This is a genomic window from uncultured Aquimarina sp., from assembly GCF_947492965.1.
Lineage (GTDB): Bacteria > Bacteroidota > Bacteroidia > Flavobacteriales > Flavobacteriaceae > Aquimarina.
In genome coordinates, this window is the sequence record NZ_CANLOZ010000004.1 from 61,016 (window position 1) to 78,651 (window position 17,636).

Here is a 17,636-nt window from a genome sequence, read left to right on the forward strand (position 1 = left end):
CAGTCTTTTGATCAAAAGATTAATTCAGGATTTAAAAATATGACAGATTGGTTTGTGGATGCAATTTTTGCTGAAATTCCAATCACATCGCAGGTAGGTATTCCTTGGGTGTTAGTTGTACTTTTACTGGGTGCCTCATATTTTACCATTTACTTTAAGGGAATCAACTTTAGAAGTTTTTGGACTTCTATTCAAATCATAAGAGGAAAATATGATGCACTTGAAGATTCAGAAACATTACAAGTCTCGGAATCTGTTCAAACCACAAATGGAGATCAACCAGATACAGCAACGGTAGAAGGAGAAATTGGTGAGGTAAGTCATTTTCAGGCATTAACAGCTGCTTTATCAGCTACCGTAGGATTAGGTAATATTGCAGGTGTAGCTATTGCATTATCTATCGGTGGAGCAGGAGCTACTTTTTGGATGATATTAGTAGGTTTTTTAGGAATGGCATCCAAGTTTGTAGAATGTACGTTAGGAGTAGCTTATAGGGAAGTTACAGAAGACGGAACAGTTTATGGTGGTCCAATGTATTATCTAAGTAAAGGTCTTAGAGAAAAAGGATTTTCTAAATTAGGAAAGATACTAGCAGTAATATTTGCAATTATGTGCGTTGGTGGTTCTTTTGGTGGAGGAAATATGTTTCAAGCCAACCAAGCTTTTAAGTTGTTCGAACATGTAACTGGAGGAGAAAACAGTTTCTTTTATGGAAAAGGATGGCTTTTCGGTTTAATCATGGCAATTTTAGTAGCCATTGTAATTATAGGAGGAATTAAGAAAATTGCCAGAGTAACAGACAAGATTGTACCTGCAATGGTTGTAGTCTATGTACTCGCTGTTATTACAATAATAGTAATCAATTATCAGATAGTTCCAGAAGCTTTCATATCCATTATTGATGGTGCTTTTAGCGCAAAAGGGATAGCTGGTGGAATGGTTGGAGTTATGATACAAGGATTTAGACGAGCTGCTTTTTCTAATGAAGCAGGTATTGGATCCGCATCCATTGCTCATGCAGCGGTGAAAACAAAATATGCGGCAAGCGAAGGATTAGTAGCTTTACTAGAACCATTTATCGATACAGTCGTGATTTGTACAATGACTGCATTGGTTTTAATTATAACTGGTCAAATTAATGTTGGAGCCGAAATATCTGATGAGCAAGGTGTTCTACTAACAGCAAATGCGTTGGAAAGTGGTATTTCATGGTTTCCTTATTTGCTAAGTTTTGCAGTCATACTCTTCGCTTTTTCATCAATGATTTCTTGGTCGTATTATGGTTATCAAGCTTGGTCCTATTTATTTGGAAGAAAAAAATATGTGGCTTATATCTACAAAACTATATTTTGTATTTGTGTAATTATTGGTTCTGCGGCTAGTCTAACTGCTGTAACCGATTTTTCGGATGCCATGATTTTTTCGATGTTAGTACCTAATATAATAGGATTATTTATGCTAACTCCAAAAGTAGCAACTGAATTAAAGAAGTATAAAAATGCAATTGCTAATAGTAATTAATTAGGTCAATATTTTCTAAATTTTGGCACAAGGTTTGATGTATTATAAGTGTGTAAAATTTATCAAAATCTTGTGTGAGGACATTGGTTCTTAGAACCAAAGAGAGTACGGGAAAAGGATAGGAAAAACGCTCGAGCAAAACTCTGAGCGTTTTTTTATTTAATTTTTCTATTTTAGATATTTCAAAAACCTAACTATGGAAAAACTACAGGAATATTTTGAAATAGCAATTGATAAAGTTGTTTTTTTTGCTCCCAAAATTATTGCGGCTGCTTTAGTGTTTTGGATCGGTTTTAAACTTATTAAAAAACTACTTAAGTTATTAGACAAAACACTGGAGAAGACAGGAATTTCGGATACTATGCGTCCTTTTTTGTTGTCTATTATCTCGGTAATCTTAAAAATAGCTGTTGTTTTTGCTATTGTCACCATTTTAGGAGTAGATCTGTCAGGATTATTAGCGATTCTGGCTGCAGTTGGATTTGCAATCGGAATGTCTTTACAGGGTAGTTTAGGAAATTTTGCTTCCGGAATATTAATTATGTTCTTAAAACCTTATGAGGCGGGAGATTGGATACAGGTAGGAGATTCATTTGGAAAAGTGCAAGAAATAGGTATTTTTAGCACTATTGTAGTAACACCAGGAGATAAAGTTTTAATTATTCCAAATGCTAAAATAACAGACGATGTAGTTGCTAACTATTCTAAAAGGGGAGTTGTACGATTAGAAATTACTGTGACCATGCCTTATAACGAAGATTTTTCTAAGGTAAAAAGAGTAATAGAAAATGCAATTGATCCGATTGATAAAATTTTGGATACCCCTAAAACCGAAATAGGAATAGAAAACTTTGATTCTCATAATATTCTAATTGCTGTACGGCCTTATGTAAAGCCCGATGATTTCTGGGAGGTAACCTTTATTACGCATCAAGAAATTAAGAAGGCTTTTAGTGAACATGATATCCAAGTTGCTTACTCAGAAGGAGTGGAGTTAGGAAAGATTGGAGCATAAAGTGTTATTCTTTTGATAAAGACAAATATACATCAGGGAATGGCATTTTTTTTGTGGCCAATGTAATAGCATAAACTTTCTAACATGAAATGTATTTCTACCAAAATTTGGTCACTTTTTATATTTATTTGTATCGTAACATCTGCGTCCAGTCAGAATACCTTAAGACTTAAAAAGGGTGCGGTCACCGACTCATTATTAGTGCCTGAAACAGAAGGAGTTTATAGTATATATGTACCAAAATCTTTTGATCTTAAAAAATCATGGCCTATCCTATTTGGTTTTGATAGTACCGAAAATATGAGTAATCTAACGCATTTGTTTAAAAATGCAGCGGAAGAATTTGGATATGTAGTAGTAGTATCCAACTATGGTAACAAAGAAAGTGTAAGCGATAAATCGACTTATATGCCCTTACTTATAAAACATATTATTTCACTTTTTCCGATTAAAAATAAAAGAATGTATGTTTTTGGAGTAGGAAAAGATGCTCCTCTTAATACTTCGATACCTTTGTTTTATAAGCAGTTTAATGGTGTATTGGCTATTAATGACAGTTATGACTATGATCAAAAATTGCATAGGAATAAAAATTTCTCATATTTCGGAATAGTTAGTGATGAAAATTTTAGGTATCAGGATTTCTTGTATGCTGATCAGTATCTAAAGAGACGTGGACTTACTACTGTCTTATATGAGTACAGAGGAGATAGTAATTTACCTTCCGAAAATATAATTAATAAAGTTTTTCCCTTTTTTACATTAGACGCTATGGCCAAAGGAAATATTCCTAATGATTCATTGTGGATATCTTCTAATTATAAAAAAGATAAAGAGAACGTGCAGCTACTTAAGAAGAAAGGTAAATATTTGGATGCATATGATGAGTTAATCAAAATGCGAAAGTTATATAGCTCATTTTTGGATGTGGACGAATTGAAAAGAGAACAAAAAGAGCTTAAAAAAATAAGAGCATTTAAGAATGAAAGAAGGAAAAGAAATGAATATCGAAATAGAGAATTGCTTTTAAAACAGTCGTTCATAATATCTTTAAATGAAGATGCTGCCTCAAACCAATATGATAACCTTGGTTGGTGGCAATACAAAATGGAGGAATTAGAAAAACTTTCTAGTAACAATGAACCGTATGCCAAGGCAATGAAAGAGCGAATACAAAAATTTTTGATTCATGTAATAGCTAATTACAAAAATGAATTGTCAGACACTAAAAAGGAGATTGATAAAAAAATATTCTTAAATATATTAAGTACTATAATTAATAAAAAGGATTTTAAGTCTTACAAAAATATAATTTCTCTGAGCGCTAGAGATGAGGATAATCAAACTGCATTATTCTATTTAGAAAAAATGCTGGAACAGGGATATAAAGAAATGGACAGTTTATACGCTATAGAAGGAACTTTGACTCTTAGAATTTCTAAAGAGTACAATATGATTGTTAAAAAGTACTTAGGTTCCTCCAAATTCTATTCGTATTAGTGCTTAAAACATTGTAAAAAGTGCATTTCGTCGTACTTAATAAACATTTAATCGTATTTTTGTTAATAACTTTTTAGATAATTACGGTTTTGAAGTAGAAAAACGTTTATCTTTATAATACGTAAAATATTAAAGATGTGTATGATACAAATTAACATATCAAGAAATATGACGATATGGATTTGAAATATTAATTTGGAATACACATTGGGATGAATTAAGTGTGAGGACATTAGTCTAAAGACCCCAAATCTAAAAACTAAAGAGAGTACGTAATTTGACCCATAAGAGAAAGCGATCTATTTTAGATCGCTTTTGTTTTATAACTATATCTGTCTTCAGCAAAAAAAGGAAGTAAAAGAAGAAATATCCCTGTTTTAAATAAATGGGGAGATATTAAAAATCTATAAAACCATGTGTTTTTGTGTATTTCATCGAATTATTGTGTTTTTTGTCGTTAAAAATTTTGTATTAACAATTTTTTTACAATATATTTACATAAGCTTAAAAACATAACGGTGTATGGCCAGAATTAACATTTTTAAGCTGTATGACGATACAGGTTTGAAATATTAGTTTGGAATACATCAGGGCATATTAAGTGTGAGGACATTAGTCTGAAAGACCCCAAATCTTGAAGCTAAAGAGAGTACGTAATTAGCCCTAAAATTGATGAAAGCGTTTCCCGAGGGAAGCGCTTTTATATTTTCTATACACTTTTTAGCTTACTTAGAAATCACTAAATGTGGGATGTTTTTCAAATCCCAATCGATTACCAATCCTTTGGCTAATGATTTTGCTATTTCCGCACCATATAAATGTTCGGACAAATACAAGGCAGCCTCAAAACTTTTAGCACCACCAGCAGAAGTGATATACTTTCCATCATGTACGAATAGAATATCTTTTCTGATATCCAGATCAGGAAACATATTTTTCATTTTATCAATATCGCTTGGGAATGTAGTAGAAACTTTATCTGTTAATAATCCAGCTTTGGCTAGCACAAAAGCACCGTCACAGTGGGATGTCATATATAAAGCTGTTTTAGCTATTTTTCTTACAAAATTGATCATAGTAGTATCCTGTAGATCTGTATCGAGATGATGTTCTGCACTGGGAATTACTAATATATCAATCCTCGGAATAGAATCTTGCACATAATTGTAATCTGGGATAATCTTTACACCTTCAAAAGTGGTTATAGGTTTATCGGTATTAGCAACCGTAAACACATTCATTTGTTTGATGTTTTCTCGATACTGCGTATGCTGGAAAATATCAAAAGGAGCAGTAAATTCCGTGTTGTAGGTGCCATCCATAATTAAAAAACCTACATTATATCTGTTAGCTACTAATTTTGGAAATGTTTTTTGTTTTTGTGCAGTTTCCTTGGGTTCTTTCATATCCAATGTAGATTGTTCGGGCTTGTCCGTTTTACAACTGAATAATATGATAATTAACAAGATATGAATTAAGTACTTCATAGGAATAAATTATATTTTATTTTATGTATTCTTTAATGATATTGTGGTTTAAAAATATTGAATCTACTGGTTTTATTGGTAATTAAGTTTTTTCATGCAGTGCTGTTTTTTCTTTTCCAATTTTATATTTCACAATAAACAATAAAAACGTTCCTAAAGCGGCAATACTACCCATAAATAACCATGCATTATTATAACCAAAATTATTAATGAATTGCATTCCTGTATTATGTCCCAATATATGTGCTAAAGAAAATGACATGCTATAGAAGCCCATATAATCTCCTTGTTTTCCTTTTTTAGAACGGTCAAGAGCAAAAGCGTTACCAAAAGGAAATGAAATCATCTCACCGACAGTAGCTATGATCATACCTATAATAACAATCCCAGCCCAAGGAGTGATCACTAATAACAGGAAACTTATACCTGTTAGAATAAATCCATGAATTACATTTTTTATTTTGGATAATGAGGTAGATTCTAAATAAGCTATTAGGGGCATTTCGAAAATGAAAATTAGAATTCCATTCATGGCAAGTATCAGACCTATACTTTTTTCTGATAAAAAATGAACTTCTTTATAGTATAAAGGTATGGTAGAAAAGTATTGAACAAAAATAAATCCAAACAATGTTAAGGCTATTAGAAATAGCATATAAATTCCATCACTTGCTGCGGGAGTAGGGTTTTCTATGACAATTTCTTTATCAATTACTCTGGCTTTTTTAGGATGTAAAGTTTTGATCATAATAAGTCCTGCGATGATACAAGTAATTCCATCTACCCAAAACAATCCTGAATATCCTAAGGTAACTATTAAAAATCCTCCAAGAGCTGGAGCCATAGAAAATCCAAGGTTTATCGCAAGTCTTATAAATGTTAATGATCGAGTTTTGTTTTCTGGTTTACTATATGCACTAAGTGCTACGAAAAATGCTGGTCTTGCGGCATCTGCAACCGTAATTAAAATAAAAAAACTAATACAAATACTCAAAAAGCTTGAGAAATACTGCACAACGAAGAAAGAAATCCCGGTTAGCAATAGAGATCCTAAAATTACCTTGTAATAACCAATTCGATCACTTAATTTTCCTCCTATCCAAGCACCTAATAAAGAGCCTAAACCATAACAACTCATAACCCACCCAATTTCTTGTAGTGTAAAACATAAATCATCAGAAAGGTATAAAGACAAAAATGGGATGACCATAGCTCCCATTCTATTGATCAGTGTTATCAGTGCTAACCACCAGACTTCTTTGGATAATCCAGAGAAGGTATCTATATAGTTTAGAAACAGTTTTTTCACGATATGGTTAGTTGATTTGTTTAGAACCCGTAAAAGTAGCTTTTTGTCGAAAAATTGGATACAATTTTAGAGAATATTAACTTGTTTATTGTGAATGCTTTGTACTTTTGCAAAAAATAAGGGGACAGTGTATAGATTATCTTTTTTACTAATGCTATGCTTTAGCCATTTAGTGGCTCAAGATTCTACAGCAATAAAAAAAATATTAGCTTTTCAAGAAGGATTGAATAAGAAGTTCGCTTCAGAAGAAAAATCACCATTAACACCAAAGGACTTTAAAACATTTAAGGCATTAGAGTTCTTCAAAATTGATACAAACTACAGCATAAAAGCAAAGTTTGTAAGGACACCCTATGAAACTCCTTTTATTATGAAGACTACAACGAATAGAGAACCAATTTATGTGAAATATGGTGAAGCTCAATTTGTTTTAGAAGACAAAAAACAAAAACTTAATATTTATCAAAATCAAGGATTAAAAACACAACCTGAGTACGAAAATTATCTTTTTTTACCTTTTACAGATTTAACGAATGGTGATAGTTCGTATGATGGAGGACGTTTTATAGATCTTACTATTCCAGAAGGTGATACAATTATAATCGATTTTAACACTGCATATAATCCTTATTGCGCTTACAGCGCTAGATATTCTTGCCCTATTCCTCCAGAAGAAAATCATCTAGATTTAAAAATTCCAGTTGGAGTCAAAAAGTATAGTACCGTAGAAGAAAATAAGTAGGTTAATAAAAAGTTAAATTAAAAAAAGAGTAGTAACATAATTTTGTTTTAATGCACTTAATAAGGTATTTATTAACTTTAAAACCTAAATTATGAATAATAGTATTTTACTGTTTTTAGCAGTCTCACTTTTTTTAGTTAGTTGTAAAAATGATGACTCTTTAGATAATGACAAAACTATTTTTTTGAATGAAGATTACGTAGCGACTGAGTTTGCTTTTCCTAATCAATCGGGAAAGGTAATTTCTTATGATAGAGGAGATGGGACAACATTTTCATTTGAAAAAATAGAAGGAATTAATGTGTTTGAGGGAGATATTGTTCTTAACGACACTCAAATTAAACTTATGCAGAACATTAACAGTTCTGATTTTAGTTCTAAATCTGCTCCAGGAACTCTTGCAGGAAGATGGAATAACAGTCTAGTAAATTATACTATCGAAATACCAAATAGGAGAGCTGATATAGAATGGGCAATTGATCAAATTCAAAATAGAACCAATTTAGTTTTTAATGAGAGGAGAGAAGGTGATTATATAGCATTTGTTTTTGGAGAAGGATGTTCTTCTAAACTAGGAAAACAAGGGGGAAGACAAAACATAACATTATCAAATGGGTGTTCTAGAGGGAATATTATTCATGAAATATTACATGCCTTAGGGATATGGCATGAACAATCCCGACCGGATAGAGATAGCTCATTAAGACTAAATTATGGAAACATACAAAATGGTAGGAGAAGTCAATTTGATGTGAAACCGGCACTAAATTATGGAGCTTTTGATTTTAATTCTATAATGCTTTATGGTCCTTGTTTTTTTGCAAACGCTTGTTTTCCTAATGGAGATTGTAATTGCAACCCAAATGAAGCTACAATTACCAGGAGAGATGGAACTTTTTACAATATAAATAGGAATAATTTGTCTCAAACAGATATCGAGGTATTAAGGGATATGTATCCTGTTGCAATTAGATCAGTTGGTAATTCAGGTTCTTATGATGTGGGAGCAAATGATAGAGGTGATGTATGCTACGCAAGAAGAAATGGTAGGTTTTTAGAAATTTATAGGAACGGAGTTTTACAAAACAGATATAGAAATACTCTGAGACCTTCTGTAGATATTTCTCGAGATGGTGAAATTTTAACTACATTAGAATCATTTATTTTTGGAACTGGAAAATTCTCACGATATACAAAGTTGGATATTGCTGAAGGTGGAGGAAACGTTTATTGTATTGCAACTAATACTCGAACGACCTCAGTTTTTAGAAGAATAAGAAATAATGTTTGGGCTAAAGAACCTGTTTCAGGTTCAAGAATAAGTGTGGATAGTCAAGGTATTCCATGGATTATAAACTCCAATTCAATAGTTACTATTGTTAATGGGCAGTATACTGCAGTAGCTTCAATTGATAATGTGAATTTTAAGAAATTTGTAGATATTGGTTGTTCTGGAGACAATGTTTTTGTGTCAACTATAGCTAGAAATAATACTTTTAATCATGTTTTTAGATATAGTCGAACAGCTAATTTATTGGTTAAACAACCTGGCACTGGTGGTAATATTGACACAGATATGGATGGTGCAATTTTGAAACCTTAATGACTTAATATTTATTGAATAAAAAAGCACTCTGATATCAGAGTGCTTTTTGCATAAACAAACAATATATTAAACTATAATATATTAAAACTTATAGATTGCTCCGAGAACAAAAGAAGAAAGGCTTTTTGTTGCGTCTCCATCATTGTCAGTGAAGAAATCTTCAGATGTAGAATCTAATCTTAATTCAGGCTTAAGAGTTAGGTCTCCAATATCATAACTTCCTGTAAGCGTAGCAGCAATAACACTACCATCACCTTCTCCATCTAAACCTACTACATCAACTAAACCACCGTTAAATACTGAAAAATATTCACCTCTTAATCCAATGCTGAAATTATCAGTAGCTTTTACTTGTGGATATAAAGCAACTCCGTAGAATCCTGATGCATCAGCATCTCCTTGATCTTCCGTAGTTAAATAAGTGGTATTAACTCCTAAATAAAATTTCTCAGAAAGATCCCATCCTGTTGTTAGATCAACTTGAAAAGTAGGACCTACTAATCCTGGTTCGCCTTCGTTTCCATATCTAAAGTTAAGATATGCACTTCCGTTATCTACAGCATAACCTACTTGTGCTCCAAAAATGTATGTGTCAAAAGGATTATTTTCTGTAAAATCCGTAGGGTTCATAATGGCTACCATCGCAGACCACTTGTCGCTTAAAGCAAAATCGGCTTTTAACCCAGTGTGAGAGAATGGACCATAAGAGAACATGTAGGAAGTAGAGTAGTTGAAATTTCCAGTTGGAGAAATTACTTCATACCCAAGAAAAGTATTAAAGTTACCAAAAGTAAGTTTGAATTTTTCAGTTACGTTCCAGTATGCATATAATTGGTTAATAACGTTCGCAGTGGCATCCCCGACTCTGTTTCCACCAGCATCAAAAAAACCAGAGGCAAAAGTCGCATCTGTTCCTCTAGGACCAAAAACAAGATCTGCTACAAATCCTACTTTCTCACCTTCATAACCCACGATTAAATTAGCCATACCTAATGCAAATCCAGATTGATTAGCAAAAGAAGTAGCAGGTGCTGTAGAATTGTCGTTTTGTGCCCCAAAATTATATCTGAAATATCCATCTACAGATCCATTAACAGAAAAATTATCGAACCATTTTTTTTCTTCTTCCTGTGCGATTGCAGAAAAACTAATAAGCGCTAGAGAAAAAAGACATACTTTTTTAAAAAGTGTTGTTACGGTTTTTGTTTTCATAATAAACATTAATTGGTATTAATTTGTTTTTAATTGGAGCTGTAAAACTATGTTAAAACAAATTTATCCCAATAAAAAAAGGGGTATCCACCCCTATTTTTACGTTTTTACTATTTTATGCCCCTAAAAAATTAGACATTATCGTTTGTAGGTCGATTTTTTAAGAATTTGAAAGTGTAGTTTTTTGTAAAGATGTTAAATAAGTAAATAATCTTCACTAATTGTTAAATTAAGTTATATAAAAGTTAATGAGGATATAATAAAAAAAGAGCTTATCAAGTTCTGATAAGCTCTTTTTATTAGTCAGGATTTTCTTAATTCAAAGCTTGATTACCATGCTCGCCAGTTCGAATTCTATAGGTATTTTGTATTTCCGAAATGAATACCTTTCCATCTCCGATTTCTCCAGTTTTTGCAGCATCAATTATGGTTTGTATTGTCTTTTCTGCAAATTCATCTGAGACAACTACCGATAGATATCTTCTTTGGATATCAGAAGTACTATAGCTAATACCTCTGTATAAATGGCCTTTTTTTTCATTACCAACACCCGTAACATCCCAATAAGTAAAAAAGTTTACCTCTATATCATGCAAGGCATCTCTTACTTCTTTAAATCTTGATTTACGAATGATTGCTTCTATTTTTTTCATTGGTTATAATGGTGTTGGTTATTATTTAAAAATGATACTTTAAATTTATATTATTGATAGAATTGTAGTTGTTATTTTACGATCCACATACCTAAAAATACTAAAAGAAACCCTATCACAAAAGAACCAAGCGTATACACTGCGAAATTCACAAAGTCTCCGGATCGTAGAAGCATATGATTTTCATATGCAAAAGTGGAAAATGTTGTAAACCCTCCACAGAAACCAGTGGCAATTAATAGAACAGTATTTTGTGATAATACATTGTTCTTTAGAGCAAGCCCAAGTATAATACCGATTAGAAAACTACCTAGTATATTGGCTGTAAAAGTCCCATAGGGTATTCCGTTAGTTTCATTATTTAGGTATTTACTTATAAGAAACCTGGCTACGCTACCGGTACCTCCTCCTATAAACACGAGCAGTATCTGTTTCATTTATATAATATTAGACTTTTCCTTTACTGTTTTGTCAAAAGGGTTTATTGAACAGGAATATATATTTCCGTTATCCATTCCGCCGGATTAGGTTGTAAATCTGGACCTGATCTGTAAACTTCAAAAGCCGGAGATTCAGTTAATGGAACTAAACCGCTTTTCTGTACATATTGGTTGGCAGCTTCCCATGCTTCTTTTAAATTCTTATAATCTCCTTTTAAAGTAGCTTTTACAACTTTTTGGCGTGGGAGTGACCCACATAAGATATTACTATCAGCCGGCGTTATTACTTCTTCTCGTACCGGGACTCCTGAAGAATAAATAGCAGTTCCTAAGGCTTCATTATATTCATTAAAGACTGTAAGAGGCATTCCTGTTTGCGGTAGATTGTTCTGTCTTACATATGCTAAAACCGAAGATAACATCTGTGCTGATTTTTCTGGAATTTCAGCTATCGAAGATGCTGTTGCGTTATACATATAAAAACCGCCTCTGTGTTCTGTTATACCATCAACATTAATAGAATATTCTTCCATTTTTTTCTGAGTGTAGGTATCTAGTTTTTCTAAGCCTTTTTTATACATAGGTCTTAAACTTTCGGATACCGTACTATCTCTAGTCATCCAAAATAGCTTTTCCATAAAACCTTGTTCTCCTTTTATTCCCCAAGTTACTTTGGTTTTTTTGTTTTCCAATTTTTCAAATTTCCAATAAACATCATTGGTAATTTGATCAACCACAGGTAGTACCATTGTTAACTCTTGATCTATACTAGAAAAAGGAGCTGATTTTACAGTTTTCATCCCCCCATCTTCTTGCGATTCGCTTTTCCAGCTATAAGAAGCTCCTACACCGCTAGTTTGATTAGAATATTCAATAATTAGATTATCAGAATCAGTCATCCAAGGATTCCACTGTTCCCATGTCTTAAAGTCATTAACCGTGTCAAAAAGTAATTCATTAGGAGAATTAATTACTTTACTTTCTTCTAATTGAAATTTGCCATCTATCATTGCTACGTAAGCCCCACCACCAACAACAATAATAAGAAGAAGAAAAAATAAATATTTTATGATTTTCATGTTAGTTAGTTTAGAAAATTTGAGTAGCTAAGATAATCAATTTTTAAAATGGTTTTTAGTGTGTAGGTTTTCAGGGTGTTATGCTTTTTTATTGTCTAAATGAAGTATAGAAATGTTCTTTGTAGGTGACTTAAAAATGTGATTTTTTTTATTTCGTTACATTTGCTGGAAACAATAAACATAAACAAATGATAATTAAACGTATAATGTATTTTATGCTAATTAGCTTATTGCTAATTGGATGTAAAAATGATCCAAGCATTCAGGATCAGATCAATCAACAAGAAGCCGAACAAACTTCCGAGCAAGAAGCTGAAGAGGAGAAGTTCGATTATGTTGTTGAGCAATTTGCCGACCTTAAGATTTTAAGATATAAGATCCCTGGATGGGAGAATCTTACATTAAAGGAACAGAAATTAGTATACTATCTAACACAAGCAGGATTGAGTGGTAGAGATATTATGTGGGATCAAAACTATCGTCATAATCTAAAGATTCGTAAGGCACTTGAAAATGTATATACTTCTTATAATGGAGATAAAACTAGCAAAGATTGGATCTCTTTCGAAACCTATTTAAAAAGAGTTTGGTTTTCTAATGGTATCCACCATCACTATAGTAATGATAAAATAAAACCTGAGTTTAGTAAGGAGTATTTAACTACTCTTCTGGAAGCAACAAAAACAGAGTTGAGTGAGGATGCGCTTACAGTTATTTTTGATGATAGTGATGCTAAAAAAGTGAATCAGGCAAAAGGTATAGATAACGTAGCATTATCTGCTGTTAATTTTTATGGTCCAGGTGTTACTAATGAGGATGTTACTTCTTTTTATGGAAAAATGAAATCGCCTGATCCTAAAAAGCCTCTGTCTTATGGTTTAAATTCTCAATTGGTAAAAGAAAATGGAGAATTAAAAGAAAGGGTTTATAAATCTGGTGGTTTGTATGGTGCAGCAATTGATGAAATTATCAAGTGGTTAGAAAAAGCAAAAGAGGTAGCAGAAAATCAGGCACAAGGTGATGCGCTTGGATTACTAATCGAGTATTACAAAACTGGAGATTTACAAATCTGGGATGATTATAATGTTGCTTGGACAGCAGCTACTGAAGGAAATATCGACTACATCAATAGTTTTATAGAAGTGTATAATGATCCTCTTGGATATAGAGGGTCTTATGAAACTATTGTTCAGATAAAGGATTTTGATATGTCAAAAAAAATGGCAGTTTTATCTGAGAATGCACAATGGTTTGAGGATAATTCTCCATTGATGGATGAACATAAAAAAGACAGTGTTGTTGGTGTAACTTATAAGGTGGTTACAGTAGCAGGAGAAGCTGGAGATGCGTCACCAAGTACTCCAATTGGAGTGAATCTTCCGAATGCCAATTGGATTAGAGCTGCAGTTGGATCTAAATCTGTTTCCTTAGGAAATATAATTAATGCCTATAACAATGCTGGAGGGTCAGGACGTCTTAAAGAGTTTGTGCATGATGAGGAAGAATATGAGTTAGAAGAAAAATACGGACAATTAGCAGATAAATTACATACTGCTTTACATGAGGTGGTAGGGCATGCATCTGGTCAATTAAACCCTGGTGTTGGAGAAACTAAGGAAACTCTGAAAAACTACGCTTCAACTATGGAAGAAGGAAGAGCAGATTTAGTAGGACTATATTATCTAATGGATCCTAAACTACAAGAGCTGGGATTAGTCGAAGACTGGGAAAAAGTTGGAAAAGCAGCATATGATGGTTATATCCGTAATGGACTTATGACGCAATTAATACGTCTTAATTTGGGTGATGATGTAGAAGAAGCACATATGCGTAACCGTCAATGGGTAAGTGCTTGGGCTTATGAGCAAGGAACTAAGGACAATGTAATAGAAAAAGTAAGTAAAGAGGGGAAAACATATTATAATATTAATGATTATGCTAAGCTGCGTGAAATTTTTGGACGTTTGCTTCGTGAAACACAACGTATTAAGTCTGAGGGTGATTTCAAAGCTGCCGAGGAGTTAGTAGAAGGTTACGGAGTAAAAGTTGATCAAGCAATTCATGCAGAAGTTCTAAAAAGAAATGAGCAATTTACATCCGCTCCTTACAGTGGTTTTGTAAATCCTGTTTTAGTACCTGAAATGGATGAAAATGGAGAAATTACTAAAATAAATGTTACACAGCCCAAGGATTTTGTAACACAAATGTTAGAATATAGTAAGTCATTTGGATTCTTACCAGAAGTAAATTAGTAAAAAACATTTGGTATAAAATAAAACGCCTTCTGATCAGATTCAGAAGGCGTTTTTTAATGCTACATTTTAAGAAGCAATATCAAGTACTCCAATTTTAGATAATTGTTTTGTTACTAAAACTTTACTTTCATTATCAAGGTTACAGTCAATTTTATGAATAGGTAAAGGATGATCTTCGGCAATCAATCTATCCAGAAATGATTCACATTGGATAGGCATGGATAATTTGAGATCATAAAATTTTACATCAATTTTAGTATCTAGAGATGTTATTCTAAATTTATTTTTTTCACGGATTTTAATGGTTGAATTTTCATTAATCTGATCAATGTTTATCATTTGATTCAATTGTCCTTGCGCAATGGCTTTTTGTCTACTGTAGAAATCATCTAAAATCTCTTCGTCATGTTGCAGATTTTCTATTAGAGCTGTAACAACCTGTTTTATTTCTTCAAGCTCTTTACTTTTTTCTTTCTCATCTGTCAAATGAAATTTCGTGAATTTTCTTAACGGTAGGTTGTTTTTAGATTTTTCTATAAGAACCTCTGCCAGATGTTCTGCCCATGTTTTGCCAACAATTCCGGTAGTAATATGCCCAGAATTTTCATCGGTACAATAAGCATCGTGAACAATACCTCTTGGGATGTATAATACATCACCTTTTTCAAGAGTAAATTCATCGATTACTTTACCAGGAACAAACGTTTCCTTATCAAAAGGAGTTGTTTTATCTGCCAACGGAACTGGGTCATCATAAATACGCCAATGTTTAGAGCCTTCGAATTGAAAAATAAATACATCATGCGTATCATAATGAGTAGAAAAACCTTGTGACTTTTTTGGTGTTAGGTAAACATTGGTTTGAATACGATGTTTAAAAAAAGTTTCTAACTCATTGGTCAGTTTTCGCAAACTATAAATTTTGTTTTGTAATCCAGACATTACTAAGGTACTTCCATTTTCAAAAGCGTTAGAAAATTTTAGGGGATCTATAATATCGGATCCCTTAATTGTGTATTCTTTAGGATCTGGTTTTTCAGTTTTAGAATGATCAGCTAATCGGAAATCAGGATGATGATTAGTTAATGAAAATAATATAGTGTCAAGATCATTTACTGATAACAAATCATCAAAAAAGCGTTTGCTTCTATTCTTAATAATTAGATGTTTTTTTTCGTAATAATCTTTAAAGAAAACATCGGATGTAATAGGATATAATATTTCTTGTAAATTCATTGTATTGGCTTTTATGGATAAGTAATTAATTAGTGTTTAAATATTCATTGTAAAATGAAAAGAGCAGGAGTGAAGTGGAATCATACAAATGAGTAATAATATCTGAATTATTTTGATCGGCAATTTCCTACGCTTTCTATTTATCAATATAACTCTAGAGATTGTAGATTTTATCATAACATTGTGTTTAGTCTTATGATAAAATTACATTGGAATATAAAATGAAAAAATACCCAATTAAGGGTATTTTATAGTGGCATAACTCTAAGAGTTGAATGATTAAATTAATCAGAATCAACACAATTAACTCCTGCAGCAACTGCATCACCACTATTACTATCTGTACATACAGCACTGTCCGAGGTACAAGATGTTGCTACGGCGAGTGATGATACTACGAGAGCTGAGTAAAATGTCCTTCTAAAATTGTAGCTTTTAGAAGCATTTTCGATTTCGAAATCAGAAAGTTTCAATTTAGTCATAATAACATATTTTAAAGTTTGGGTTGAAATTAAAAACCACGAACTCATCAAAAAATACCCAGTTAAAGGTATTTTCTGGAGATGTTGGTTATAAATATCCCAACAAATCAGTTTTTAGTATAGCTTAGCGTATTGGAGTTTCCACTGCTGATGGTTCCATTAAATGTATTTACAGTACTACCATTGTCTCTAACCGTAATTGTATAAGAAGTAGTACTTCCGCTAAAAATATTTACGTAGAACTGATAAGTTCCAGAAGGACCGCCATTAGCCCAGGTAATGTTTTCTGAATTTCCACCAGCACAGTTTCCGGTGCAGTCTACATCTAAAGCTCCACCCGAATTTGATTGTGGATTGTTAAAAGATAATGTTTCGCCGTTAGGGTCTCTTACATAAAGATCTAGATCGGCACTCCCTGACCAGGTAAGATTAAATCTAGGACTTCCATCCTCACCAGCAAGTCCGCCGCAATCCGATGCATCTACCAAACCTTGACAAGATGGTTCATCGCAATTTCCGCAGAGCATAGCTACATCCCTAATATTTGCTCGAGAAATATTTCCGGACGATGTTTGGGCAAATTCATAACATTTGATATCATGACATACTTGCGAAAGATCGGCACAAATTCCTTGATTAATTAAAAAGTCAAAGTTTCCTGTACCTGCTGTAGCTCCATTAGTATTGATTGGAACAAAATAAATAGGACCCGTGGTTCCAAAGCGCATACCCACAGCATTGACATTGCCATTGGGAGCGTTAAAAGATATTGCATTTGTCATAGATTGCCCAGAAGCAATGGGAACGATATTAGAGGATCCAGTTCCTATGGTAATAGATTCATCAATTCCAACAGTGCTAGGATCAACGGTAAATGATCCGGCAGGTAATATCAAATTGTCATTCATTAGGTTAGCAATTTGAGCAGGATCAGAAATACCAGAATTTCCGGAATCTCCGTTGTCTTCGCTACAGCTGTAGCAAAATAGTATTCCAATAAGTGTAAGTGCATAAAAATTTTTCATTTGAAAAGGTGTTTTTTGTTTATACCAAAACTACCTTTCGAACAAGCACAAAAAAATACCCGTAATAGGGTATT

Annotated in this window: 15 protein-coding genes; 6 read left to right on the forward strand and 9 right to left on the reverse strand. The window is 32.7% G+C overall.

What is annotated here, in order from left to right; genetic code table 11:
* The first annotated feature begins 39 nt into the window (after positions 1-39).
* The 3 genes from Q1B37_RS11525 (at position 40) to Q1B37_RS11535 (ending at position 4,036) form a co-directional block, all read left to right on the forward strand.
* Positions 40-1,521: a sodium:alanine symporter family protein gene (locus tag Q1B37_RS11525; protein ID WP_299899325.1), complete on the forward strand. Its 1,482-nt coding sequence runs from the start codon at positions 40-42 to the stop codon at positions 1,519-1,521.
* Between the two features lie 196 nt (positions 1,522-1,717).
* A complete protein-coding gene (locus Q1B37_RS11530; protein WP_299898790.1) occupies positions 1,718-2,536 on the forward strand; it encodes a mechanosensitive ion channel family protein in 819 nt (272 codons plus the stop codon).
* A gap of 84 nt (positions 2,537-2,620) precedes the next feature.
* Positions 2,621-4,036 carry a hypothetical protein gene (locus Q1B37_RS11535; RefSeq protein ID WP_299898792.1) on the forward strand — a complete coding sequence of 472 codons (1,416 nt, stop codon included), beginning with the start codon at positions 2,621-2,623 and terminating at the stop codon, positions 4,034-4,036.
* Between the two features lie 725 nt (positions 4,037-4,761).
* Here Q1B37_RS11535 and Q1B37_RS11540 read toward each other — a convergent pair.
* Positions 4,762-5,523 (reverse strand): DJ-1/PfpI family protein, encoded by a 762-nt coding sequence (locus Q1B37_RS11540; protein ID WP_299898793.1) that lies wholly within the window; start codon positions 5,521-5,523, stop codon positions 4,762-4,764.
* 82 nt (positions 5,524-5,605) lie between these two features.
* Entirely contained in the window at positions 5,606-6,832 is a 1,227-nt protein-coding gene (locus Q1B37_RS11545; RefSeq protein WP_299898794.1) for an MFS transporter, read from the reverse strand.
* Between the two features lie 127 nt (positions 6,833-6,959).
* Here Q1B37_RS11545 and Q1B37_RS11550 point away from each other — a divergent pair, with 127 nt between their 5' ends.
* Together Q1B37_RS11550 and Q1B37_RS11555 are read left to right on the forward strand one after the other, a co-directional pair.
* Positions 6,960-7,574, forward strand: a complete 615-nt coding sequence (locus Q1B37_RS11550; protein ID WP_299898795.1) for a DUF1684 domain-containing protein — start codon at positions 6,960-6,962, stop codon at positions 7,572-7,574.
* A 91-nt stretch (positions 7,575-7,665) separates the two neighbouring features.
* A complete protein-coding gene (locus Q1B37_RS11555) occupies positions 7,666-9,177 on the forward strand; it encodes a M12 family metallopeptidase (protein ID WP_299898796.1) in 1,512 nt (503 codons plus the stop codon).
* 84 nt (positions 9,178-9,261) lie between these two features.
* Here Q1B37_RS11555 and Q1B37_RS11560 read toward each other — a convergent pair whose 3' ends face one another.
* The 4 genes from Q1B37_RS11560 to Q1B37_RS11575 all read right to left on the reverse strand — a co-directional run bounded on the left by Q1B37_RS11560 (position 9,262) and on the right by Q1B37_RS11575 (position 12,564).
* Entirely contained in the window at positions 9,262-10,392 is a 1,131-nt protein-coding gene (locus Q1B37_RS11560; RefSeq protein ID WP_299898798.1) for a porin, read from the reverse strand.
* A gap of 314 nt (positions 10,393-10,706) precedes the next feature.
* Complete coding sequence (locus Q1B37_RS11565) at positions 10,707-11,045, reverse strand: P-II family nitrogen regulator (protein WP_299606531.1); 339 nt, start codon at positions 11,043-11,045, stop codon at positions 10,707-10,709.
* Between the two features lie 71 nt (positions 11,046-11,116).
* Positions 11,117-11,482, reverse strand: a complete 366-nt coding sequence (gene crcB / locus Q1B37_RS11570) for a fluoride efflux transporter CrcB (RefSeq protein WP_299606534.1) — start codon at positions 11,480-11,482, stop codon at positions 11,117-11,119.
* A 44-nt stretch (positions 11,483-11,526) separates the two neighbouring features.
* Entirely contained in the window at positions 11,527-12,564 is a 1,038-nt protein-coding gene (locus Q1B37_RS11575) for a GyrI-like domain-containing protein (protein WP_299898800.1), read from the reverse strand.
* A gap of 215 nt (positions 12,565-12,779) precedes the next feature.
* Here Q1B37_RS11575 and Q1B37_RS11580 point away from each other — a divergent pair, with 215 nt between their 5' ends.
* Complete coding sequence (locus Q1B37_RS11580; RefSeq protein WP_299898802.1) at positions 12,780-14,816, forward strand: dihydrofolate reductase; 2,037 nt, start codon at positions 12,780-12,782, stop codon at positions 14,814-14,816.
* 69 nt (positions 14,817-14,885) lie between these two features.
* Here the strand turns inward: Q1B37_RS11580 and Q1B37_RS11585 are convergent, their stop codons facing one another.
* From Q1B37_RS11585 to Q1B37_RS11595, 3 genes are all read right to left on the reverse strand, one after another.
* On the reverse strand, positions 14,886-16,055 hold the full coding sequence (locus Q1B37_RS11585) for a cupin domain-containing protein (RefSeq protein WP_299898804.1): 1,170 nt from the start codon (positions 16,053-16,055) through the stop codon (positions 14,886-14,888).
* Positions 16,056-16,339: 284 nt separating this feature from the next.
* Entirely contained in the window at positions 16,340-16,537 is a 198-nt protein-coding gene (locus tag Q1B37_RS11590) for a hypothetical protein (protein ID WP_299606546.1), read from the reverse strand.
* A 107-nt stretch (positions 16,538-16,644) separates the two neighbouring features.
* Positions 16,645-17,562 (reverse strand): hypothetical protein, encoded by a 918-nt coding sequence (locus tag Q1B37_RS11595; protein ID WP_299898806.1) that lies wholly within the window; start codon positions 17,560-17,562, stop codon positions 16,645-16,647.
* Between the last annotated feature and the right edge of the window lie 74 nt (positions 17,563-17,636).